General features: G+C 69.8%; 16 protein-coding genes and 1 rRNA gene. 10 read left to right on the top strand and 7 right to left on the bottom strand.

All coding sequences use genetic code 11. The features are described from left to right. Positions 1 to 8: 8 nt before the first annotated feature. A 5S ribosomal RNA gene (gene rrf, locus EHO50_RS07120) occupies positions 9 to 125 on the top strand. Positions 126 to 237: 112 nt separating this feature from the next. Here rrf and EHO50_RS07115 read toward each other — a convergent pair. The 5 genes from EHO50_RS07115 to EHO50_RS07095 are packed head-to-tail and all read right to left on the bottom strand — an operon-like array spanning position 238 to position 5,863. Beyond that, on the bottom strand, positions 238 to 1,548 hold the full coding sequence (locus EHO50_RS07115; RefSeq protein WP_128428895.1) for a DUF58 domain-containing protein: 1,311 nt from the start codon (positions 1,546 to 1,548) through the stop codon (positions 238 to 240). Then, the gene (locus EHO50_RS07110; protein ID WP_128429017.1) at positions 1,548 to 2,537 is read right to left on the bottom strand and encodes an AAA family ATPase; all 990 of its coding nucleotides are present in this window, start codon (positions 2,535 to 2,537) and stop codon (positions 1,548 to 1,550) included. The genes EHO50_RS07115 and EHO50_RS07110 overlap by 1 nt, the downstream gene beginning before the upstream one ends. Next, positions 2,537 to 3,739 (bottom strand): DUF4350 domain-containing protein, encoded by a 1,203-nt coding sequence (locus tag EHO50_RS07105; protein ID WP_128428894.1) that lies wholly within the window; start codon positions 3,737 to 3,739, stop codon positions 2,537 to 2,539. Before EHO50_RS07105 ends, EHO50_RS07110 begins: the two co-directional genes overlap by 1 nt. After that, complete coding sequence (locus tag EHO50_RS07100) at positions 3,736 to 4,512, bottom strand: DUF4129 domain-containing protein (RefSeq protein ID WP_128428893.1); 777 nt, start codon at positions 4,510 to 4,512, stop codon at positions 3,736 to 3,738. The genes EHO50_RS07105 and EHO50_RS07100 overlap by 4 nt, the downstream gene beginning before the upstream one ends. A gap of 4 nt (positions 4,513 to 4,516) precedes the next feature. Continuing rightward, the gene (locus EHO50_RS07095; RefSeq protein WP_128428892.1) at positions 4,517 to 5,863 is read right to left on the bottom strand and encodes a DUF7847 domain-containing protein; all 1,347 of its coding nucleotides are present in this window, start codon (positions 5,861 to 5,863) and stop codon (positions 4,517 to 4,519) included. 140 nt (positions 5,864 to 6,003) lie between these two features. On the opposite strand from EHO50_RS07095, the gene mtnA reads away from it, so the two are divergent. The 8 genes from mtnA to EHO50_RS07045 all read left to right on the top strand — a co-directional run bounded on the left by mtnA (position 6,004) and on the right by EHO50_RS07045 (position 16,675). After that, positions 6,004 to 7,155, top strand: coding sequence for an S-methyl-5-thioribose-1-phosphate isomerase (gene mtnA, locus EHO50_RS07090; protein WP_128428891.1), 1,152 nt, complete (start codon positions 6,004 to 6,006; stop codon positions 7,153 to 7,155). Between the two features lie 621 nt (positions 7,156 to 7,776). Next, positions 7,777 to 8,592, top strand: a complete 816-nt coding sequence (locus EHO50_RS07080) for a sulfite exporter TauE/SafE family protein (RefSeq protein ID WP_128428890.1) — start codon at positions 7,777 to 7,779, stop codon at positions 8,590 to 8,592. 156 nt (positions 8,593 to 8,748) lie between these two features. Beyond that, positions 8,749 to 9,438, top strand: a complete 690-nt coding sequence (gene mtrA, locus EHO50_RS07075; protein ID WP_199812060.1) for a two-component system response regulator MtrA — start codon at positions 8,749 to 8,751, stop codon at positions 9,436 to 9,438. A gap of 1 nt (position 9,439) precedes the next feature. Further along, positions 9,440 to 11,524 (top strand): MtrAB system histidine kinase MtrB, encoded by a 2,085-nt coding sequence (gene mtrB, locus EHO50_RS07070; protein ID WP_128428889.1) that lies wholly within the window; start codon positions 9,440 to 9,442, stop codon positions 11,522 to 11,524. Then, a complete protein-coding gene (locus tag EHO50_RS07065) occupies positions 11,514 to 13,355 on the top strand; it encodes an LpqB family beta-propeller domain-containing protein (protein WP_164904779.1) in 1,842 nt (613 codons plus the stop codon). The genes mtrB and EHO50_RS07065 overlap by 11 nt, the downstream gene beginning before the upstream one ends. Positions 13,356 to 13,605: 250 nt before the next feature. Continuing rightward, on the top strand, positions 13,606 to 14,718 hold the full coding sequence (locus tag EHO50_RS07060; protein ID WP_128428887.1) for a ComF family protein: 1,113 nt from the start codon (positions 13,606 to 13,608) through the stop codon (positions 14,716 to 14,718). A gap of 315 nt (positions 14,719 to 15,033) precedes the next feature. Continuing rightward, complete coding sequence (gene hpf, locus EHO50_RS07050) at positions 15,034 to 15,726, top strand: ribosome hibernation-promoting factor, HPF/YfiA family (protein ID WP_373922014.1); 693 nt, start codon at positions 15,034 to 15,036, stop codon at positions 15,724 to 15,726. 202 nt (positions 15,727 to 15,928) lie between these two features. Continuing rightward, entirely contained in the window at positions 15,929 to 16,675 is a 747-nt protein-coding gene (locus tag EHO50_RS07045) for a response regulator (protein WP_128428884.1), read from the top strand. Between the two features lie 37 nt (positions 16,676 to 16,712). On the opposite strand, the gene EHO50_RS07040 is transcribed toward EHO50_RS07045, so the two are convergent. Beyond that, the gene (locus EHO50_RS07040; RefSeq protein WP_128428883.1) at positions 16,713 to 17,954 is read right to left on the bottom strand and encodes a winged helix-turn-helix domain-containing protein; all 1,242 of its coding nucleotides are present in this window, start codon (positions 17,952 to 17,954) and stop codon (positions 16,713 to 16,715) included. Between the two features lie 328 nt (positions 17,955 to 18,282). Beyond that, complete coding sequence (locus tag EHO50_RS07030) at positions 18,283 to 18,882, bottom strand: GNAT family N-acetyltransferase (protein ID WP_128428882.1); 600 nt, start codon at positions 18,880 to 18,882, stop codon at positions 18,283 to 18,285. Positions 18,883 to 19,156: 274 nt separating this feature from the next. Between EHO50_RS07030 and secA the strand changes: the two genes are divergently transcribed. Next, on the top strand, positions 19,157 to 22,006 hold the full coding sequence (secA, locus tag EHO50_RS07025; protein ID WP_128428881.1) for a preprotein translocase subunit SecA: 2,850 nt from the start codon (positions 19,157 to 19,159) through the stop codon (positions 22,004 to 22,006). The last annotated feature ends 209 nt before the right edge of the window (positions 22,007 to 22,215 follow it).

Raw genomic sequence — 22,215 nt, 5'->3', positions numbered from 1 at the left:
CATAGTGTTTCGGTGGTTATAGCGTGAGGGAAACGCCCGGTTACATTCCGAACCCGGAAGCTAAGCCTTACAGCGCCGATGGTACTGCAGGGGGGACCCTGTGGGAGAGTAGGACGCCGCCGAACAATTTTTGAGAAAGCCCCCGGCCGGGGATACCGGCACGGGGGCTTTCTGCATTTGCGGTTGGTTTGTGCATCGATGAGGGGCGCTTCCTAGGAGAGCCCCTCATTTCTCTGGCTACAGGCGTCCCGCCGTCTTGAGGGCCAGATACGCGTCTGCCAGTGCCGGTGCGAGTTCCTCCGGCATCGCGTCGACGACCGTAACGCCATGCCTGCGGAGTTGTTCCGCTGTGCGGTGGCGTTCGTTCTGAGCCTGGGCTGCTGCTGCGGCCTCGTAGACGGCGTCCGTGTTTCCACGCGCGGTTGCCATCTGCGCGATGTGGGGGTCCGCTACGGATGCGAGCAGAACTGTGTGGCGCTGGGTGAGCTGGGACAGGACCGGGAGCAGGCCTTCCTCGATCGGGGCCGCGTCGAGGGTTGTGAGTAGCACGATCAGGGAGTGGCGAGGTGCCGTACGGAGCGCCACAGCCGTCAGGCCTCGTGCGTCCGTTTCGATCAGCTCGGGTTCGAGAGTGGCCATCGCGTTGACCAGCGAAGGGAGGACGTCGCTCGCTGTGCGGCCCTGGACGAGCGCGCGTACTCGGCGGTCGTAGGCAAGAAGGTCCACGCGGTCGCCGGCTCGGGAGGCGAGGGCGGCCAGGAGTAGTGCCGCGTCCATGGAGGCGTCGAGGCGTGGGGCGTCTCCGACACGTCCTGCGGAGGTGCGGCCGGTGTCCAGGACGAGCAGGATGTGGCGGTCGCGTTCGGGGCGCCAGGTGCGTACGGCTACTGCCGATTGCCGGGCCGTGGCGCGCCAGTCGATGGAGCGGGTGTCGTCGCCGGGAACGTATTCGCGCAGGCTGTCGAATTCTGTGCCTTGGCCCCGAATGAGCACGCTGGTGCGGCCGTCGAGTTCGCGCAGGCGGGCCAGTTTGGAGGGAAGGTGCTTGCGGCTCGTGAAGGGGGGCAGGACGCGAACGGTCCACGGGACTTTGTGGGTGCCCTGGCGGGAGAAGAGGCCCAGCGGCCCGTACGAGCGGATGGTCACGCGGTTGGCCTGGCGGTCGCCTCGGCGGGTGGGGCGTAGGCGGGTGGTGATGCGGCGGCGTTCGCCGGCGGGGACCGTCACTGTGTGGCGGGATGACGCCACCTCCGTGCCTGGCTGCCAGCTGCTGGGGGGCCAGGCGTCGCGGAGGTGGGCGCGGAGCGGGCGGGGGGATGGGTTGGTGATCGTGAGCGTGACGTCCGCTGTCTCTCCCAGGCGTACGGAGGTGTCGCCGGAGCGGGTCAGGCCCAGGCGTCGTACGGGTGCCGCCAGTGCGAAGTCGCAGGCGCAGGCCACCACCAGGGGGGCGTTGACCGCGAGGATGCCCGTCCAGCTGGGGTCCCAGATACCTACGGGGAGGGAGCCTAGGGCCGCGAGGAGCGCGGCGCGTCCGGTGAGTGCCATCAGCGGGGGACGGGGACGTGGGCGAGGATCGCGTTGATGACGGAGTCGGCCGTGACCCCTTCCATCTCGGCCTCCGGGCGGAGCTGCACGCGGTGGCGGAGGGTGGGGAGGGCGAGTGCCTTGACATCGTCGGGGATGACGTAGTCACGGCCCGTCAGCCAGGCCCATGCGCGGGCGGTGGCCAGGAGGGCCGTGGCGCCGCGTGGGGAGACACCCAGGGTCAGTGAAGGCGATTCTCGGGTGGCTCGGCAGATGTCGACCACGTAGGCCGTGATTTCCGGGGAGACCGTCGTCTTGGCCACCGCCGCGCGTGCTGCTTCCAGGTCTGCAGGGCCCGCTACGGGGCGTACGCCGGCGGCGCGCAGGTCGCGCGGGTTGAAGCCCTCGGCGTGGCGGGTGAGGACGTCGATCTCGTCCTGGCGGGAGGGGAGCGGGATGGTGAGCTTGAGGAGGAAACGGTCCAGCTGGGCTTCGGGGAGGGGGTAGGTGCCCTCGTATTCGACCGGGTTCTGGGTTGCTGCGACGAGGAACGGGTCGGGGAGGGGGCGGGGCGTGCCGTCGACTGTGACCTGGCGTTCCTCCATGGCCTCCAGGAGGGACGACTGGGTCTTCGGCGGGGTGCGGTTGATCTCGTCGGCGAGGAGGAGGTTGGTGAAGACCGGGCCGGGCTGGAAGGAGAACTCGGCGGTGCGGGTGTCGTAGACGAGGGAGCCCGTCACGTCGCTCGGCATGAGGTCGGGGGTGAACTGGACGCGCTTGGTGTCGAGTTCGAGTGCGGATGCGAGGGCGCGGACGAGCAACGTTTTGGCGACCCCGGGGACTCCTTCTAGTAGTACGTGTCCGCGGCAGAGGAGGGCGACGACGAGGCCGGTCACGGCGGGGTCCTGGCCGACCACGGCTTTGGCGATCTCGGCGCGCAGGGCTTCCAGGGAGGCGCGGGCGGTGCCCGGATCCCCGGTGTTCCCGGCGTTGTCAGTGGTCGGGTCCATCATGGACGGCGTACCTCTCTTTCGAGGGCGTCGAGTTGGTCGGCGAGGGAGATGAGTGCTGCGTCGTCGCTGGGCGGCGGGCCGAAGAGGAGGGTGTGCAGGGTCTGTCCGTCTCCGTGGTTGTGGAGGTGGGCGGACAGGACCGGGAGCAGGGCCTCGGGCGCGTGCGCCTGGGAGACGGGGACACCTACGAGGGGGGCGAGGCGCGTGCGGGTGGTGGAGCGAAGAGCGGCGGCCGCGCGGTCGCGGGCGTTCGCCTTGCGGTAGAGGCGGGCGCGGCCTTCGACGGTTTCGGAGGCGCGGATCGCTACGGGGAGTTTTTCGGGCACGAGGGGGCCGAGTCGGCGTGCCCTCCAGAGGGCGGCCAGGGCTGCGGCGATGAAGAGCTGAAGTGTGCCCCAGAGCCAGCCCGAGGGGAGCAGGTCGAAGAAGCTGCGTTCGTCGTCCGCGTCGGCGGCCGACGTGTCGGAGAGCGAGGGGAGGTACCAGACCAAGTGGGGGCGGGAGCCGAGGAGTTGGAGAGCGAGGGAGGCGTTGCCCTGCTCGTCGAGGCGGTCGTTGTAGAGGATGTCGGGCGCGCCGAGGACGATGGAGTCGCCGTTCCCGGTGGTTTCCGGGACGCGCAGCAGGGTGGCCAGGCGCTCGCTGGGGTAGCACTGGTCGGCGTCGAGGTGGGTGGTGGTGTAGCGGACGCCGCCCAGGTCGGCGGTGCCTGCGCGCTGGGCGGCGGGCAGGGCGCAGTCGGGGGCGAGTGCCGAGTCGAGGCTGGTGGCGGGGTCCGCGGTGACCCCGGGGACGAGCCGTTCGACGGACCAGCTGCCAGGGGCGACGAGGACGGTACGGCCGCCGGAGTCGGCGGTCGCCGAATGCAGCGAGCTCTGTTGACGGTGCGTCAGGAGGTTGGGGGCGGCGACCAGGAGGGTGGTGTCCGCGGCGGACGCGGCGCGTGCTTCGTCCAGGGTGGTGACGATGCGTGTGTCCACGCCGCGGTCGGCGAGGAGTTCGGCGACGGCCCGGCTGCCCTTGGGGTCGGCGGAGCGTGGGTCGAGGGCGCCGTGCCGGGCGTCGGAGCGGATCGAGGCGATCACGACGGCCGCTGCCAGCAGGAGGACGAGGGCGAGGGCTATGCCTCGCGTGCGGGTCCACACTTGGCGTGCGGTGGGCGAGGCCGAGGTGGACGGGAGCGTGGCCTCGGTGGTCATTCGGCGGCTCCCTGGCGGGCGTTGTGGGCCGTGCTGGGGGCGCTGCTCGCGAGCTGTGGCTTGGTGCTCTCCAGGACGCGGTCGAGTTCGGCGATGCGTTGGTACGCCTGCTGGGTCGCGGTTCGTCCGCCGTATGTCACGTCGTCGAAGTCCCGGGCGGCGGTGCGCAGTCGCTCCGTGTGGGAGGGCAATGTGCGGCCTGCTTCGGCGGCGGCCTCGTCCGCGGTGCGGCCGGGGCGCACGTCGAGGAGTGCGCGTTCCTCGAGGGAGCGGACGATGGCGCGCATGCGTTCCTGGACGGCCTGGTTCCAGTGGCCCTGGGCGGCGTGTGCTTCGGCGGCGGCTCGGTGTTCGGCGGCGCTGCGGGGGCGGTCGTCGAACAGGGCGGCGGAGGAGGTGGGTTGGCGGCGGGGGGTGCCGAGGCGCCACCACAGGGCGCCGAGGACGGCAAGGACGACCAGGATGACGACGACCAGGCCGAGCGGTCCTCCGGGCGTCACGGTCGAGGCGCTGCTGAACAGGTCCTCGACCCAGTCCCAGAAGGTGTCCAGGGCGCGCTGGAACCAACTGGGTTCGTTCTCGTGGTACATGTGCTTCGACAGCTCGCGCCGGGCCGCTTCCCGCGCGGGATCACGCGGGATCGTCAGCGGTGGCTCGTCGTCGGAGCGTGCCGACAGCGACAGCACGGACGTGTCGCCGGTGCGCAGCAATGCGCGTACGGCAGCGTCCGGCAGTGCTGACGCCGATGTGAGAACTCCCCCCGCCAGGCTCACCGATTCAACTCCCCGGGGTGGCGGTGCCGTAGCCCTGGACGCCGGCCGCTCGGGCCAGTTCGAGGTCGAGGGCCTCGCGGCGGATGCGCTGGTCGATGTAGAGCAGCACGGTGACGCCGGCCGTGATCGGGAAGGTGATCATGGAGCCGATCACCGAACCGACACCGCTGATGATGAGGTACGTCCAGCCGAACTCGGTGGTGCCATTGAGGAAGGTGGTGGCGCCGTCGCCGCTGAGCGCGCCGGCGAGGAAGGTGAAGGGGATGACGACGATCGCCGCGACGATGTTCGCAATGAGGGTGGCGAGCAGTTGGATGCCGAAGACGCGCCACCAGGAACCCCGCACCAGCTTCGCGGAGCGGCTCAGCGCCTTCACGATGCCCTGCTTCTCCAACATCAGCGCGGGCGAGGCGAGGGAGAAGCGGAACCACAGCCACAGTGCGACGATGCCGGCGCCGAAGACGCCCAGGAGGACCAGTGCCCCGCCCGCGTCACCGGAGCCCGTGGCGGCCACGAGGATTCCGGGCACTGCGCCCGCGAGCACCAGGCCGAAGGTCATGAGCAGCAGCAGGAAGAGCAGGCCGAAGAGACGCAGTACCTGAGGGCGGGCGTCGCGCCAGGCCTCGCCGGTGGTCACCGACTTGCCGAGCACCGCGCGGCTGGTGATCGTCGTCAGCAGGGCGGTCGCGGCGATCGCACCGATCACCGAGATCAGGAGGATCACGCTGGAGCTGATCAGGGCGTCACCCGTAGCGCGGGTCAGTTCGCTGAGGGTGGCGTTCGGATCGTTGAGGGCCTCGGTGCTGAGGCGGTCGTTCAGGACGAGGCCCTGGACGAGGATGACGAGGATCTGCGTCACGATCGCGACGGTCAGGGAGATGCCCAGGACCGTCCGCCAGTAGGTGCGCATGGTGGAGACCGCGCCGTCGAGGATCTCGCCGACGCCGAGGGGACGCAGCGGGATCACGCCGGGCTTGGCCGCGGGCGGAGGGCCGCCCCAGCCGCCTCCCCAAGCGCCGTATCCGCCCGGGGCGCCGTAGCCCTGGTGGCCGCCGCCGTATCCGCCGTGTCCGCTGTATCCGCCAGGGCCAGAGGGAGGGGGCGCGCCCCAGCCCGGGCCGGGCGGTGGGGGTGGCGGGGTCTGGCCCGGAGCCTGGGGCCCCGTCGGGGCGGACCACTGGCTGGGTGGCGGCTGCTCCTTGGACCACTTCGGGCCGGTGCCCTGTGGGTCCGGTCCCGGGTGCTGTGCGGGGTCGGGACGGTCTGCGGGCCCGGCCGGGCCGGACGTGCCGGGTTCCTGCCCGTCGGACGGGGCGGATCCGGGCGAGGCCCAGCCCGGAGTGTCGTTCATCGTCGCTCCTTCACGGTGCCCGTCCGCGGTCGCGGTGGCAGGTTGGCAGCCATCGTGCCATGGGGTGGTCGGCGAGGTACCGGCCGCGGTACGGGCAGCACACCTTCAATAGTCCGCCGGACAAAGGGCAGACTGACGACATGGCTGATCAGTACGCGCAATCCGGCGAGGACAGCAGGCCGACCGAGATACCCGCGATCCGTTGGGACGAACCGCCTGAAGGTCCCGTTCTGGTCCTTCTCGACCAGACGAGGCTGCCGGCCGAGGAGGTCGAGCTGGTCTGTACGGACGCGCCCGCGCTGGTGGAGGCGATCCGTTCGCTCGCCGTGCGCGGGGCGCCGCTGCTCGGGATCGCCGGGGCGTACGGCGTCGCGCTCGCCGCCGTACGCGGGTTCGACGTGGACGACGCTGCGGAGTCGCTGGCGGGCGCTCGGCCCACCGCGGTGAACCTTGCCGTCGGTGTGCGCAGGGCCCAGTCCGCGTACCGGGGCGAGCTCGCGAGGAGCGGGGATGTCGAGCAGGCCGCTGCTGCGGCGCTGGGTGCGGCGCGGGCGCTGCACAAGGAGGACGCCGAGGCCAGCGCCCGGATGGCCGAGCGGGGGCTGGCGCTGCTGGACGAGCTGCTGCCGGGCGGTGGGCACCGCATCCTCACGCACTGCAACACCGGGGCGCTGGTGTCGGGCGGGGAGGGCACGGCGTTCGCGGTGGCGCTCGCGGCGCACCGGGTCGGGCGGCTCAGGCGGCTGTGGGTGGACGAGACACGGCCGTTGCTGCAAGGGGCTCGCCTGACTGCGTACGAGGCGGCGCGCAGCGGCATGGCGTACACCTTGCTCACCGACAACGCGGCGGGGTCCCTGTTCGCCGCCGGAGAGGTGGATGCGGTGCTGATCGGCGCGGACCGCATCGCGGCCGACGGTTCGGTGGCGAACAAGGTGGGGAGCTATCCGCTCGCGGTGCTCGCGCGCTACCACCATGTGCCGTTCATCGTGGTGGCACCGCTGACGACGGTGGATCCGCAGACGCCGGACGGGGCGTCCATCGAGGTCGAGCAGCGCCCCGGGTTCGAGGTGACCGAGGTCATGGCGCCCCAGGCGCCGGTGGCGGGAGCGGAACCGGGAGGTGGGATTCCTGTGGCGCCGCTGGGGACGCAGGCGTACAACCCGGCGTTCGATGTGACGCCGCCCGAGCTGGTGACGGCGATCGTCACCGAGGAGGGGGCCGTGTCACCCGTGACGACCGAGGCGCTGGCCGAGCTGTGCGCCAGGGCGCGGCAGGTGACGCAGATCGTGTGAGGTAGGGGTCGGACCACTCGGGCGGGCAAAGCGGGGCAAACCCGCCCGAAGGTCACGCCCAGGACGACGTACAGGTGCGCCGGTGTGAGCGGGCGACCGGTCCGGGTCACGAACACGTGCCCGTCGGGATCTTCGAACCAGGGACGCCCCCTGCTGATCGCGCGTTCGCGCAGCATGACCGTCCGGACCTAGGGATACGGGCGCTGCCACACAGGGCCGTACGCATGGTCCGCCACGGACCCCAAAGACGCTTTGGTCCCAAAAGCAGGTGCGCGACGGCTGGGAGCTCTGGCGCATCCTGCGGGCCGTGGTGGGAGGGATCGTGGGTGGCTGGGGTGAGCGACTCCAGGACTTTAGACAGCCGCTTTGGGGCGAGCCTCTAAGATCATGGCCCCAACGTCGTGCTTTAACGGGCAGGTCAACAGACTGCCCGCCTCGCTCGCCCCAATGCGGCTCCAGTCCAAAGTCCTGGAGTCGCTCACGTGAGCCCGTGCCGCTCTCGTGCTGGAACGAGGGGGTTCAGAGGAGCTGACGAGTCTGAAGCGGGCGCCCGGTCCCTTCCCCCCGAAGGTGGAGCCGTGCCGTAGCAGCCAGGGCGCACGACCAGTCAGGATGCCCGTCATGGCCACCGACAAGGACCTGATTTCCCGGCGTTCGACGCACTCAATGCCACTCGCGTTCGTCGCTGGAGGAGCCGTAGGCGTGCTGGGCGGAATGATCGGCCTGGGCGGCGCGGAATTCCGGCTCCCGCTGCTGATCAGCCTGTTCGGGTTCGCAGCACTCTCAGCGGTCATCCTGAACAAGGCGATGAGCCTGGTCGTGGTCCTGGTCGCGCTGCCCGCCCGTCTGGCAGCAGTGCCAGCATCCGAGCTGGGCGCGCACTGGACCATCGCAGCCAACCTGTTGGCCGGCAGCCTGCTCGGTGCATGGGCCGGGGCCACGTGGGCCGTGCGAATGCGCAGCTCAACGCTCTACAAGGTGCTCGCCGCACTGATGGTCGTCATGGCCACCGCCCTGCTGATCACGCACACCACCGCCCTGGGGACGCTCGACCTGCCGCTATGGGCCCAGGTGCCGAGCGGGATCGTGGCGGGGTTCGGCATCGGCGTGGTTGCCGCGATCATGGGCGTCGCCGGGGGCGAGCTGCTGATCCCGACGATCGTGCTGCTGTTCGGCGCAGACATCAAGACGGCCGGAAGCCTGTCCCTGCTGGTGTCACTGCCCACCATGCTGGTCGCCTTCGCCCGCTACAGCCGAGACGGAAGCTTCGGCGTGCTGGGCGCCAACCTTCGCTTCTCCATGGTCATGGCAGCAGGCTCGATCGCAGGCGCACTGCTGGGCGGTCTGCTGCTGGGCGTCTTCTCGGACGCGGTGCTGATCCCAGCCCTAGCCGTAATCCTGCTCGTGTCCGCGATCAAGCTTGCCCGTCACGACTGATCCTTGACGCTGTGGGTGCTCTCGAGCAGCTGAGCTGACATCCATGGCTGACATCAACAGTGGCGGACGAGGGCAGACAGTGACGGCTCAGTACGACTAAGGTCACTGGCCGGTGACCTATCTCACCACTGCCTTCGCCACTGTTATGAGAATGGGATGATGGCATTCATGAAGGGACGAGTCCTTGTCGTCGACGACGACACCGCACTGGCCGAGATGCTCGGCATTGTGCTGCGTGGTGAAGGTTTTGAGCCGTCTTTCGTAGCCGACGGCGACAAGGCGCTGGCCGCCTTCAGGGAGAGCAAGCCCGACCTGGTGCTGCTCGACCTGATGCTGCCCGGGCGGGACGGTATCGAGGTGTGCCGTCTGATCAGGGCGGAGTCCGGGGTGCCGATCGTGATGCTGACGGCCAAGAGCGACACCGTCGATGTCGTGGTGGGCCTGGAGTCCGGCGCCGACGACTACATCGTGAAGCCGTTCAAGCCGAAGGAGCTGGTTGCCCGGATCCGGGCACGGTTGCGGAGGTCGGAGGAGCCGGCGCCGGAGCAGCTCGCCATCGGTGACCTCGTCATCGATGTGGCCGGGCACTCCGTGAAGCGGGACGGGCAGTCGATCGCGCTGACGCCGCTGGAGTTCGACCTGCTGGTCGCGCTGGCCCGTAAGCCGTGGCAGGTGTTCACGCGTGAGGTGCTCCTCGAGCAGGTGTGGGGTTACCGGCACGCGGCCGACACCCGTCTGGTGAACGTGCATGTGCAGCGGCTGCGTTCCAAGGTCGAGAAGGACCCGGAGCGACCGGAGATCGTGGTGACCGTTCGTGGTGTCGGCTACAAGGCAGGGCCGAGCTGACATGTCCCGGGACAGTGCCGCTGCGGCCCCCGGTCGGACCGGGGCCCGTCCGGAGCGGCCTGTCGGCCGGAAGACGTCGGGTTCCCGCTGGGGACGGTTCCTCGAGGGCGGGCTGCTGCAGGGCGGAGTCCAGGGCAGCCCGGTCCTGCGTCTGGTGCTGCGCTGGGTGCGTCGGCCGCTGCTGCCCGTCATGCGGCTGTGGCGGCGCAACATCCAGCTCAAGGTCGTCGTCACGACCCTGCTGATGTCGCTCGGCGTCGTGCTGCTGCTGGGCTTCGTCGTCATCGGGCAAGTGCGCAACGGGCTGCTGGACGCCAAGGTGAAGGCCTCTCAGAGCCAAGCCACGGGCGGCTTCGCGGCCGCCAAACAGAGGGCCGACGAGGCTGCCGCCGGGACCGCCGATGACGGTGCGACGGTGGACGAGCGCTCCGACCAGAACCTGATCCCGTGGATGAGCGACCTCGTCTCCTCGCTCTCCAGCGGCGGGCAGGGCGCCTTCGAGGTGGTGACGTTGCCGGCCTCCGCGGGGAGTGACACCGGCGGACGCGGGCGGCGCGCCTCCGGTGATGTGGACCCGACTGCGAGCGTGCCCGAGGCTCTGCGCGACCGGATCGACAGCGCTACGGGGGCGTTCCAGAGCTACACCCGGATCGTCTACCAACCCAGTGCCCGCAAGGACTCCCAGCCGGCCCTGGTCATCGGCAAGCAGGTCAACGACCCCAACGGCGACCCGTACCAGCTCTACTACCTCTTCCCGCTCGCCCAGGAGGAGAAGTCGCTGAGCCTGGTCAAGGGGACGCTCGCCACCGCCGGGCTCTTTGTCGTCGTACTTCTCGGGGCCATCGCCTGGCTGGTGGTGCGCCAGGTCGTCACACCCGTGCGGATGGCGGCCGGCATCGCCGAGCGGCTGTCCGCCGGGCGGCTGCAGGAACGGATGAAGGTCACCGGCGAGGACGACATCGCGCGGCTCGGTGAGGCCTTCAACAAGATGGCGCAGAACCTGCAGCTGAAGATCCAGCAGTTGGAGGACCTGTCGCGGATGCAGCGGCGGTTCGTGTCCGATGTGTCGCACGAGCTGCGGACGCCGCTGACGACCGTACGGATGGCCGCCGACGTCATACATGAGGCGCGGGAGGACTTCGATCCGGTGACCGCGCGGTCGGCGGAGCTGCTCGCCGACCAGCTGGACCGGTTTGAGTCGCTGCTCGCCGACCTGCTGGAGATCAGCCGCTTCGATGCGGGCGCGGCGGCGCTGGAGGCCGAGCCGATCGACCTCAGGGAGGTTGTACGGCGCGTCGTCAGCGGGGCCGAGCCGCTCGCCGAGCGCAAGGGCACACAGATACGCATCGTCGGCGACCAGCAGCCCGTCGTCGCCGAGGCCGACGCGCGGCGCGTCGAGCGCGTGCTGCGCAACCTCGTCGTCAACGCCGTCGAGCATGGTGAGGGCAAGGACGTCGTCGTCAAGCTCGCCGCGGCGGGCGGGGCGGTCGCCGTCGCGGTGCGCGACTACGGCGTCGGGCTCAAGCCCGGCGAGGCGACCCGTGTCTTCAGCCGCTTCTGGCGGGCGGACCCGGCACGCGCGCGTACCACGGGCGGTACGGGGCTGGGGCTGTCCATCGCGCTGGAGGACGCGCGGCTGCACGGCGGCTGGCTGCAGGCGTGGGGTGAGCCGGGGGGCGGTTCACAGTTCCGGCTGACGCTGCCGCGGACCGCGGACGAGCCGCTGCGGGGCTCGCCGATACCCCTGGAGCCCAAGGACTCGCGCCGCAACCGTGGACTTAATGACGCCGGTCTGCCGTGCGGCGACGGTGAGAAGACCGCGACGGTGCCGGCGCAGGCCACCGGGGACCAGGCGCCCACGATGTCGTCGAGGGACCCGATCGCGCCGCGCTTGGGCGCCGCCTCGGTTCCCAAAGCCGATCCGACGGCGCTGCCCGGCCCCGGCAACGGCGCGCGCGTGGTCCCCCGACCTGCATCGGGCGCGCGGAGACAGGACGACGAGCCCGGCGCGGAGGGGCCCCCGAGCGAGGAGGCTGGGCAGGCCGAGGAGTCGAGCAGGCATGGGGAGGCATCTCGTGGGCGCTGACCGCGAGGGGGGAGCCCGGCGCAGGCCGGGGCGCGCGGCGGTGTACGCCGCCTGTGGAGTCGTACTGCTGGCGGGGTGCGCCTCGATGCCCGACAGCGGCGATCTGCGTGGTGTCGAGTCCACGCCGCGCCAGGACACGCAGGTGCGGGTCTTCGCCATGCCGCCGCACGAGGACGCTTCGTCCTCGGAGATCGTGTCGGGCTTCCTGGAGGCACTGACCAGCGACGATCCGAACTATGAGATAGCGCGCAAGTACCTGACCCCGGAAGCGTCGGACAAGTGGCGGCCCCTGCTGTCGACGACGGTGCTCGACGACGGACCGGGCGCCGAACCCGAACGGGTGGGAGGCCGTGAGGAGGCCGACAGCCTCTCGTACACGCTGACCGGCACCAGGGTCGCCACGATCGACGCACAGCAGTCGTACGCGTCCGCCAGTGGGGACTACCGCGAGCCGATGCACCTCACCCGGGACAAGAAGACGAAGCAGTGGCGCATCGACGTCCCGCCGCGCGGCGTCGTCATGGGCAAGTCGGACTTCCAGCGCAACTACCTGTCCGTCGACAAGTACTACTTCGCCACGAACACCACGCTCAGGACTTCCCCGCACACGGCGGCCGTCGCCGATCCCGTCTATGTGCGCAGGAACGTGGACCCCGTGACGCAGATGGTGCGCTCCCTGCTCGCGGGGCCCACCCGCTGGCTCGATCCGGTGGTCAGGTCGAGTTTCCCCACCGGTACGGCGCTCAAGAACAACGCCACCTCGCTGACGCCCAACGACCAGAACATCCTGACCGTGTCGTTGAACGACAAGGCGGCCCGGGTCGGCCTGGCTCAGTGCAACGAGATGGCGGCCCAGCTTCTGTTCACCCTGCAGAACCTCACCCCCACGGTGGACGAGGTCGAGCTCAAGGCGGGCGGCAGGCAGCTGTGCGCGCTCAACGAGAGCGAGGCGGAGGCCGTCGCCGCGCGCGGGTCGGTGCAACGCGCCGACTACCTGTACTTCCTCGATGCCAAGCACCATCTCGCACGGCTGGCGGCCGCCACCGACGACACGCAGCCCGATCCCGTGCCGGGCGCCCTGGGTGAGGGCGATGTGCAGCTGGGGTCGGTGGCGGTGTCGCGCGACGAGGACATGGCTGCCGGGGTCGGCCGCGACGGCAAGGAGCTGTACGTCGGGGCGCTGGTGTCGGGCGGTCCGCTCGCGGAGCAGGAGGTGACCAGCGCGGGCCCGACGGCGGATGAGCGGCTGTCTGTGCCCAGCTGGGACGCCCAGGGTGACCTGTGGGTGGCCGACCGCGACCCCGACAACCCTCGGCTGCTCCTGCTGAAGGAGGGCGTGGGCGAACCGCTGGTGGTCAAGACGCCGCCCGGACTGGAGGGCCGCATAGAGTCCGTGCGGGTCGCCGCCGACGGGGTGCGGATCGCGCTCGTGGTGCAGCAGGGCGACAAGTCGTCGCTGCTCGTCGGTCGGATCGAACGGAGCGAGGACGGCAAGGCGGGGGATCGGTCGGCCGTCTCGGTGCACGAACTGCGTTCCGCGACACCGCAGTTGGAGGAGGTCACCGCCATGTCGTGGGCCGGTGACAGCCGGCTCGTGGTGGTCGGGCGTGAGCAGGGCGGCGTACAGACGATGCGGTACGTCCAGGTCGACGGCTCCACACCGGAGGGGCCGGCGCCCGCGTCCCTCAGCGGCGTGAAGGAGGTCACCGCGTCCGAGGACGCACGGCTGCCGCTGGTCGGGTACTCGGAGGACGGGATCGTACGGCTGCCGTCCGGGGCGCAGTGGGAGAAGGTCGTGACGGACGGGACGGCGCCGGTTTATCCGGGGTGAGGTCTTGTCCGGGCCGAGCCGTCGAGGTTCGAGGACGGTGAGGTTGGCGGCCGTTTCCGGCCGGGGTGGGACTCCGGCTGGAAGCGGCCGCTTCCCTTTTGGCGGGTGGAATCCGGCGGTGGGAATCCGCCGGTGAGAATCCGGCGTGGCTCCGGGGACGGAAATGGGCGTCTGCGCGGGGCTGGAGTTTTCCACAGGGAGTTATCCACAGGGGTGGTCGGCCGGGGCGGGTGTTGGCACAGTGGTGGGCATGCGGGGGTGGTGGCAGGACCTCACCGACCTGGTGCTGCCGGCCGAGTGCGGAGGCTGCGCAAGGCCTCGCACGGTGCTCTGCCCGGAGTGCCGTGCGGTTCTCAGCGGGACCGTACCGAGCCGGGTGCTGCCGGTGCCGGAGCCGTCCGGACTGCCGGTCGTGCACGCGGCGGCACGGTACGCGGACGAGGTGCGGGCCGTGCTGCTGGCCCACAAGGAACGCGGCGCGCTGGCGCTCGCGGCACCGCTCGGGACGGCCCTGGCAGGAGCCGTGCGGGCGGGGCTTCGGGAGGCCGGGTTCGGGAGCGCCGATGCGCCTGTGCTGCTCGTACCCGTTCCGTCCGCGCGTGGGGCGGTCCGGGCCAGAGGGCATGATCCGGCGCGGCGGATCGCGCTCGCCGCTGCGGGTGAGCTGAGGCGGGCCGGGACACCGGCGCGGGTGCTCGCCGTGCTGCGGCAGAGGCGTGCGGTGGCCGATCAGTCGGGGCTGAACTCGCGGCAGCGGCTGGAAAATCTCGCGGGTGCGCTGACGGTGGCTCCCGGGGGAGGCCGGCTGCTCGCCGGTGCCCCGGTCGTGCTCGTCGACGACCTGATGACGACGGGCGCGTCCCTGGCGGAGGCGGCGCGTGCTGTGCGGGCGGCCTTGGCGGCGGGGGTGCAGTCCCGCAGCTCGGAGGGGGCGGACTCGCGCAGTCCGGAACAGGCGCACTCGCGCACTCCGGAAGGCGTGGACTCGCGTAGCCGTAGCCGTACGGCGGAGTCGGCAGCCCGTGGCAGCGCGGTGCGGTCGGTTGCGTACGGCAGGGCGGTAGACACCGGAGGTGGCAGGGGCGCGGCTGGGAAAGCGAGCGGATACGGCAGAACGGAGGAGGAGGCGGGCGCGTATGGATGGGTGACCGCGGAGTCCGGTGTGAGTGGTGACGGGGCAACCGCTGTGTACGTGGCGGGATCTCGGGAAAGCACTGGGGAACGGAGGGCCGGATCGATGGAGGGCGCTGTGCGGCGGACGCGTGAGGTGCCGGGAATCATGGGCCGCGCGCGGGCTGGTGACGTGATCTGCGCGGCCGTGGTCGCTGCGTCGCCGGATTCTTTCGAAATAAACCGGAACTGACTGCGAACTTGCATCGTTGCAGGTAACGAGAGGGTCAATTCACCTGAACGGAGGTACGCCGGAGTAGAGGGTGACGACATCCGTCCGGGCGAGATATGTTCGGTTGTGAGGGAAAGGCGCAGGCCATCCCTGTCATATCCGAATGCCGTGCTGCGGGTTTTACGCAATCAGCCGCGGCGATGGGGTGGAGATCTTGCCCATGGGGGAGGAGGAGGTGGAAGTCACCGAGTCCGAGGTTCCGGGGTTCACCGGAGCCTGGTGCAAAAGGGAGATGCTCCGCCGATGGAGCGGAGCGATCCGGGAACGGAGTTCTGCGTGGACATCGTCGTCAAGGGCCGCAAGACCGAGGTGCCCGAGCGGTTCCGCAAGCACGTGGCCGACAAGCTGAAGCTGGAGAAGATCCAGAGGCTCGATGCCAAGGTGATCAGCCTGGACGTCGAGGTGTCCAAGGAGCCCAACCCCCGACAGGCCGACCGCAGTGATCGAGTGGAGATCACGCTCCGCTCCCGCGGTCCGGTGATCCGGGCGGAGGCAGCGGCCAGCGATCCGTACGCGGCGCTCGACCTGGCGGCGGAGAAGCTGGATGCCCGGCTGCGCAAGCAGCACGACAAGCGTTTCTCGCGCCGAGGCGCACGCCGACTCACGGCGGCCGAGGTCCCCGACCACGTTCCGGGCGCGGCGACGCTCAACGGCAACGGCCACACCTTCCAGGAAGAAGAGCCGGACGGAGTTCCCACGAAGAAGATCGGCTCACTGGAAGTAAAGGGCGAAGGCCCCCTCATCGTGCGCGAGAAGACGCACGTCGCCTCCCCGATGACCCTCGACCAGGCCCTCTACGAGATGGAGCTGGTCGGGCACGACTTCTATCTCTTCGTCGACTCCGAGACGAAGGAACCGAGTGTCGTCTACCGGCGGCACGCTTACGACTACGGGGTCATCCACCTCAACACGGACCCGATGGTCACCCAGGCGCAGTCTCCCGCGGCCGGGGGCACGCTGGGCGGCTGACCAACCCGGCTGACAGCTGAGCCGGTGCCCCTGGAGCGCGTGTGCGCCCCCAGGGGCACCGGTGTGCGACCACTTCGCGCCCCGCTCGTCACCGCAGTGTCGGCCGGGCATGAAATCATGGCCGCTACCGGCCCAACCGGTGGGCCGCTGCCTTGGGTTGGCGATGGCAAACGACCAGCCACAGCCTTCAGGGGGAGGAACGATGGCGGACAGCTTCGGACCGATGCGGGACGAGGATGCCGACGGCGATGTCGTCGGCGTGGGCCCGGACGCGGGCTCTCCACGCAAGGAGCCGATCAGAGTCCTCGTCGTGGACGACCACGCCCTGTTCCGCCGTGGACTGGAGATCGTGCTCGCGGCCGAGGAGGACATCCAGGTCGTAGGGGAGGCGGGAGACGGCGCGGAGGCCGTCGACAAGGCCGCGGACCTGCTGCCGGACATCGTCCTGATGGACGTACGGATGCCCAAGCGGGGCGGGATCGAGGCCTGCACCTCCATCAAGGAGGTGGCCCCCAGCGCGAAGATCATCATGCTGACGATCAGCGACGAGGAGGCCGACCTCTACGACGCGATCAAGGCGGGTGCGACCGGCTATCTCCTCAAGGAGATCTCCACGGACGAGGTGGCCACCGCCATTCGCGCGGTGGCCGACGGGCAGTCGCAGATCAGTCCGTCCATGGCGTCGAAGCTGCTCACCGAGTTCAAGTCGATGATCCAGCGCACGGACGAGCGCCGGCTCGTGCCGGCGCCGCGGCTGACGGACCGTGAGCTGGAGGTCCTCAAGCTCGTCGCCACGGGGATGAACAACCGGGACATCGCCAAGGAGTTGTTCATCTCCGAGAACACCGTGAAGAACCATGTGCGCAACATCCTGGAGAAGCTGCAGCTGCACTCCAGGATGGAGGCCGTGGTGTATGCGATGCGGGAGAAGATCCTCGAGATCCGCTGAGGGGCACGCCCATATGAGGGTCAAGCCCATATGAGGGTCACGCCAATATGCGAGTGAGCTCCTTGGCCAGTAGCTCGCGCAGGTCGGGCGCGTCCACCCGTTCCACGCGTACGTCCGTGCAGTCCACCCAGCTCGCCGCCTCGGCCAGTGCCTGGGCCACCGCGGGGACTGCCTTCGGGCCGTCCAGGGTGACCTGCTTGGCGACCAGGGTGCGGCCCTCGCGGGCCGGGTCCACACGGCCGACGAGGCGGCCGCCGGCCAGGACTGGCATCGCGAAGTAGCCGTAGACCCGCTTCTGCTTGGGCACGTAGGCCTCCAAGCGGTGGGTGAAGCCGAAGATCCGCTCAGTGCGTGCCCGTTCCCAGATCAGGGAGTCGAACGGGGACAGGAGCGTCGTGCGGTGGCGGCCGCGCGGGGGTGTCTCCAGGGCCGCGGGGTCGGCCCAGGCCGGCTTGCCCCAGCCCTCGACCGCGACCGGGATCAGGCCCGAGTCGGCGATCACGGCGTCGACCTGCTCGCCCTTGAGGCGGTGGTAGTCGGCGATGTCCGCGCGCGTGCCGACGCCGAGGGACTGGCCGGCCAGGCGGACCAGGCGGCGCAGGCACTCGGTGTCGTCCAGCTCGTCGTGCAGCAGTGTCTGCGGGATGGCGCGTTCGGCGAGGTCGTAGACGCGCTTCCAGCCGCGGCGTTCGACGCAGACCACCTCGCCGTACATCAGGGCGCGTTCGGCGGCGACCTTCGAGCTCGACCAGTCCCACCACTCGCTGGTTCTCTTCGCGCCGCCCAGCTCTGTTGCGGTGAGGGGGCCTTCGGTGCGGAGCTGCTTGATGACCTGGTCGTAGGCGCCGTCGGGAAGTTCGTGGTTCCAGTGGGGGCGGTTTCGGTAGGCGCGGCGGCGGAAGGCGAAGTGGGGCCATTCCTCAATGGGGAGGATGCAGGCCGCGTGGGACCAGTACTCGAAGGCGTGTGGTTGTGGTTTTGGCGGTCGTGCCGAGGGGGCGGCAGTGGATGTAGTGGGTGCGTTGGATGCAGTGGGTGTTGTTGTCCAGTAGGCGGTCTCGACCGTCTTGCGGCCTACCGCGCCCAGGCGGGCGTACGGGATGAGTTCGTGGGAGCGGGCCAGGACCGAGATGGTGTCGAGTTGGACCGCGCCGAGGTGACGGAGTATGCCGCGGACGCCGGACGTGCGGTTGGGGGTGCCGAGGAAGCCTTGGGCTCTCAGGGCGATGCGGCGGGCTTCGTCTGCCGTGAGGTTGGTGGTGGGGCGCGGGGTCGTCATGGGTTCGGACGATAGGGGGTGGCACTGACAATGGGGCGTGAGGTGGGGGTTGGGGGAGGAGGAGGGGCTGGCGCTGGGGGCGACGTCGGGAGGGTTTCGCCCCCGCCGCCCCTACCCTTCCCGTCCCCAGGGGCTCCGCCCCTTCGACCCGGGGGGGGGGGGGGGGCCCCCCCCCCCCCCCCCCCCGGGGCCCCCCCCGGGCCCCCCCCCCCCCCCGCGGCCGGGGGGGTTGGGGGGTGGGTTTGGGGGTATGGGACAGCAGCGCCCCCTTCGGCGGGCCGGGTGGGAGGGCGTCGTTGCTACCGGTCTGGGACCGGGACGGTTCTGTTCAGGCTCCGGTGTCGGGGTGGGCGGGGCGTTGTGGGGCCGGTAGGTATGGGGCTGTTGACGGTAGGCCCAGGTCGGACGGGAGCAAGGAGCCCACCCAGCAGTCCCGGTGTACGCCCTGGTGGACGATGGCTGAGCGGAGGGTGCCCTCGAGGGTGAAGCCGGCGCGTTGCGCTACTGCGCGGGAGGGGGTGTTGCCGACCTCCGCGCGCCATTCCACGCGGTCGATGGAGCGGTCGACGAAGGCCCAGCGGGACGCGGCGAGGACGGCCTCGGTGATGTAGCCGTTGCCGCGGTGCTCCTTCGTGCCCCAGAAACCGATCTCGGCGCCGCTCATGGAACGCATCGTGAGGCCGAGCATGCCGACCAGGTCCTCCCCTTCGGGGAGGAAAAGGCCCCAGGTGAACATCGAGCCGTTCCTCCAGCCGTCGGGGACCAGTTGGTCCGTGAAGCTGTCGGCGTGCTCGTACAGGTAGGGCGAGGGCAGCGTGGTCCAGCGCTGGATGTCGGGGTCCTGGGCGGCCTCGTACACGGCGTCGGTGTCCTTCGGGCCGACCGTGCGCATCAGGAGGCGGCCGGTGGTGAGCGTGACGGGTTCCATCGGCCGATTCTGCTCCGGGGGTCGCAGCAGGCGCCATCCTTTACTGAGCGGTGTGTGCGCGTGTGATCGCATTTCGCGCAATTCGTAGGCGGAACGCGGCACCATCTGTGACCCCCGGCCGTTGTCCCCTTTGACGGAGATTTGAAGCAGCGGGCGGTCGGCGCCACCGGCAGGCTCCCGACGTGGCGGGGTCCTCGCATACGATGGCCGTTGCTCAGTCAAGTCAAATGGAAACCGACCGTCCCAGGCCCGACCGGCAAGGAGACCAACCCCCGTGTCCGTCCTCTCGAAGATCATGCGTGCAGGCGAAGGCAAGATCCTGCGCAAGCTGCACCGCATCGCGGACCAGGTCAACTCCATCGAAGAGGACTTCGTCGACCTCTCCGACGCCGAGCTGCGGGCCCTCACCGATGAGTACAAGCAGCGGTACGCCGATGGTGAGAGCCTGGATGATCTGCTCCCGGAGGCCTTCGCCACCGTGCGCGAGGCCGCCAAGCGCGCGCTCGGCCAGCGTCACTACGACGTGCAGATCATGGGCGGCGCCGCCCTCCACCTCGGCTATGTGGCCGAGATGAAGACCGGTGAGGGCAAGACGCTCGTCGGCACGCTGCCCGCGTATCTGAACGCGCTGTCCGGTCAGGGCGTCCACCTGATCACGGTCAACGACTACCTGGCCGAGCGCGACTCCGAGATGATGGGCCGCGTCCACAAGTTCCTCGGCCTGAGCGTCGGTTGCATCCTCGCCAACATGACGCCGGCCCAGCGCCGCGAGCAGTACGCGTGCGACATCACCTACGGCACGAACAACGAGTTCGGCTTCGACTATCTGCGCGACAACATGGCGTGGTCCAAGGACGAACTCGTCCAGCGCGGCCACAACTTCGCCATCGTCGACGAGGTCGACTCCATCCTCGTCGACGAGGCCCGTACGCCGCTGATCATCTCCGGCCCGGCCGACCAGGCCACCAAGTGGTACGGCGACTTCGCCAAGCTGGTCACCCGCCTGAAGAAGGGCGAGGCCGGCAACCCGCTCAAGGGCATCGAGGAGACCGGCGACTACGAGGTCGACGAGAAGAAGCGCACGGTCGCCATCCACGAGTCCGGTGTCGCCAAGGTCGAGGACTGGCTGGGCATCGACAACCTCTACGAGTCGGTGAACACGCCGCTGGTGGGCTACCTGAACAACGCCATCAAGGCGAAGGAGCTCTTCAAGAAGGACAAGGACTACGTCGTCATGGACGGCGAGGTCATGATCGTCGACGAGCACACCGGCCGTATCCTCGCCGGCCGCCGCTACAACGAGGGCATGCACCAGGCGATCGAGGCGAAGGAAGGGGTGGACATCAAGGACGAGAACCAGACCCTTGCCACGATCACCCTGCAGAACTTCTTCCGCCTGTACAAGCGCCACGACCACGAAGGCAAGGAACAGCCCGGTCTGTCCGGCATGACCGGTACGGCGATGACCGAGGCCGCCGAGTTCCACCAGATCTACAAGCTCGGCGTGGTCCCGATCCCGACGAACAAGCCGATGATCCGCAAGGACCAGTCGGACCTGATCTACCGCACCGAGGTCGCGAAGTTCGAGGCGGTCGTCGACGACATCGTCGAGAAGCACGAGAAGGGCCAGCCGATCCTCGTCGGTACGACGTCGGTCGAGAAGTCCGAGTACCTCTCGCAGCAGCTGTCCAAGCGCGGTGTTCAGCACGAGGTGCTGAACGCCAAGCAGCACGACCGTGAGGCGATCATCGTCGCCCAGGCCGGCCGCAAGGGTGCCGTGACCGTGGCCACCAACATGGCCGGCCGTGGTACCGACATCAAGCTCGGCGGCAACCCCGAGGACCTCGCCGAGGCGGAGCTGCGCCAGCGCGGCCTCGACCCCGAGGAGCACATCGAGGAGTGGGCCGCGGCTCTGCCCGCCGCCCTGGAGAAGGCCGCGCAGGCGGTCAAGGCGGAGTTCGAGGAGGTCAAGGACCTCGGCGGCCTCTACGTCCTCGGCACCGAGCGGCACGAGTCGCGCCGTATCGACAACCAGCTGCGCGGTCGGTCCGGCCGTCAGGGCGACCCCGGTGAGTCGCGCTTCTACCTGTCGCTCGGCGACGATCTGATGCGTCTGTTCAAGGCCCAGATGGTCGAGCGAGTGATGTCGATGGCGAACGTCCCGGACGACGTGCCGATCGAGAACAAGATGGTCACGCGCGCGATCGCGTCCGCCCAGTCGCAGGTCGAGCAGCAGAACTTCGAGACCCGTAAGAACGTCCTGAAGTACGACGAGGTCCTCAACCGTCAGCGCGAGGTCATCTACGGCGAGCGGCGCCGCGTCCTGGAGGGCGAGGACCTGCACGAGCAGGTGCAGCACTTCATGGACGACACGATCGACGCGTACGTCGCCGCGGAGACCGCCGAGGGCTTCGCCGAGGAGTGGGACCTGGACCGGCTGTGGGGCGCGTTCAAGCAGCTCTACCCGGTGAAGGTCACCATCGAGGAGCTGGAGGAGGCGGCCGGCGACCGCGCCGGGCTGACCGCCGAGTTCCTCGCCGAGTCCATCAAGGACGACATCCACGCGCAGTACGAGGAGCGCGAGGGCCAGCTCGGCTCCGAGATCATGCGTGAGCTGGAGCGCCGGGTCGTCCTGTCGGTCCTGGACCGCAAGTGGCGTGAGCACCTCTACGAGATGGACTACCTCCAGGAGGGCATCGGCCTGCGCGCGATGGCGCAGAAGGACCCGCTGGTCGAGTACCAGCGCGAGGGCTTCGACATGTTCACCGCCATGATGGAGGGCATCAAGGAGGAGTCCGTCGGCTACCTGTTCAACCTGGAGGTCCAGGTCGAGCAGCAGGTCGAGGAGGTCCCGGTCGAGGACACCAAGCCGGTGGCCGACCTCGAGAAGAAGGACGCGGTGCCGGCGCAGGCGGGCGCGCGTCCCGAGATCCGCGCCAAGGGCCTCGAGGCCCCGCGCCGCCCGGACCGACTGCACTACACCGCGCCCAAGGTGGACGGCGAGGGCGACATCGTCGAGGGCGACTTCACCAACGACGACGAGCCGGTGCGCTCCGAGGCCGACGGCCTCACGCGCGCGGAGCGGCGCAAGCAGTCGCGTGGTGGTCGGCGCCGTAAGAAGTAGCGCAGTAGCGCCGGGCGAGAGCGCCGCGCTGGTGCAGCGCCGTCGGGAAGACGGGTGCATGGTGACGGTGATGGTGCCTGCGGCGGCGTAGCGATTTGGAAGGGCCGGGTCTCCTTTGGGGCCCGGCCCTTCGGCGTGCGTGGCCTGCTGCGACTCGCGGCGAGCCGTCGTGGTGGCCTGCGGCGACCCGTTGTGGTCGCTCGCGGCAG

This window comes from Streptomyces cyaneus, from assembly GCF_004028635.1.
In the GTDB taxonomy this organism is placed as follows: Bacteria; Actinomycetota; Actinomycetes; order Streptomycetales; family Streptomycetaceae; genus Streptomyces; species Streptomyces cyaneus.
This window is presented reverse-complemented; position numbering and strand designations above follow the sequence as displayed.

Coding starts and splice junctions, on each gene's coding strand:
- EHO50_RS07115 (WP_128428895.1), bottom strand. CDS start 1,548: ATGGCACTCACCGGACGCGCCGCGCTCCTCGCGGCCCTAGGCTCCCTC.
- EHO50_RS07110 (WP_128429017.1), bottom strand. CDS start 2,537: ATGGACCCGACCACTGACAACGCCGGGAACACCGGGGATCCGGGCACC.
- EHO50_RS07105 (WP_128428894.1), bottom strand. CDS start 3,739: ATGACCACCGAGGCCACGCTCCCGTCCACCTCGGCCTCGCCCACCGCA.
- EHO50_RS07095 (WP_128428892.1), bottom strand. CDS start 5,863: ATGAACGACACTCCGGGCTGGGCCTCGCCCGGATCCGCCCCGTCCGAC.
- mtnA (WP_128428891.1), top strand. CDS start 6,004: ATGGCTGATCAGTACGCGCAATCCGGCGAGGACAGCAGGCCGACCGAG.
- EHO50_RS07080 (WP_128428890.1), top strand. CDS start 7,777: ATGGCCACCGACAAGGACCTGATTTCCCGGCGTTCGACGCACTCAATG.
- mtrA (WP_199812060.1), top strand. CDS start 8,749: ATGATGGCATTCATGAAGGGACGAGTCCTTGTCGTCGACGACGACACC.
- mtrB (WP_128428889.1), top strand. CDS start 9,440: ATGTCCCGGGACAGTGCCGCTGCGGCCCCCGGTCGGACCGGGGCCCGT.
- EHO50_RS07060 (WP_128428887.1), top strand. CDS start 13,606: ATGCGGGGGTGGTGGCAGGACCTCACCGACCTGGTGCTGCCGGCCGAG.
- EHO50_RS07045 (WP_128428884.1), top strand. CDS start 15,929: ATGGCGGACAGCTTCGGACCGATGCGGGACGAGGATGCCGACGGCGAT.
- EHO50_RS07040 (WP_128428883.1), bottom strand. CDS start 17,954: ATGACGACCCCGCGCCCCACCACCAACCTCACGGCAGACGAAGCCCGC.
- EHO50_RS07030 (WP_128428882.1), bottom strand. CDS start 18,882: ATGGAACCCGTCACGCTCACCACCGGCCGCCTCCTGATGCGCACGGTC.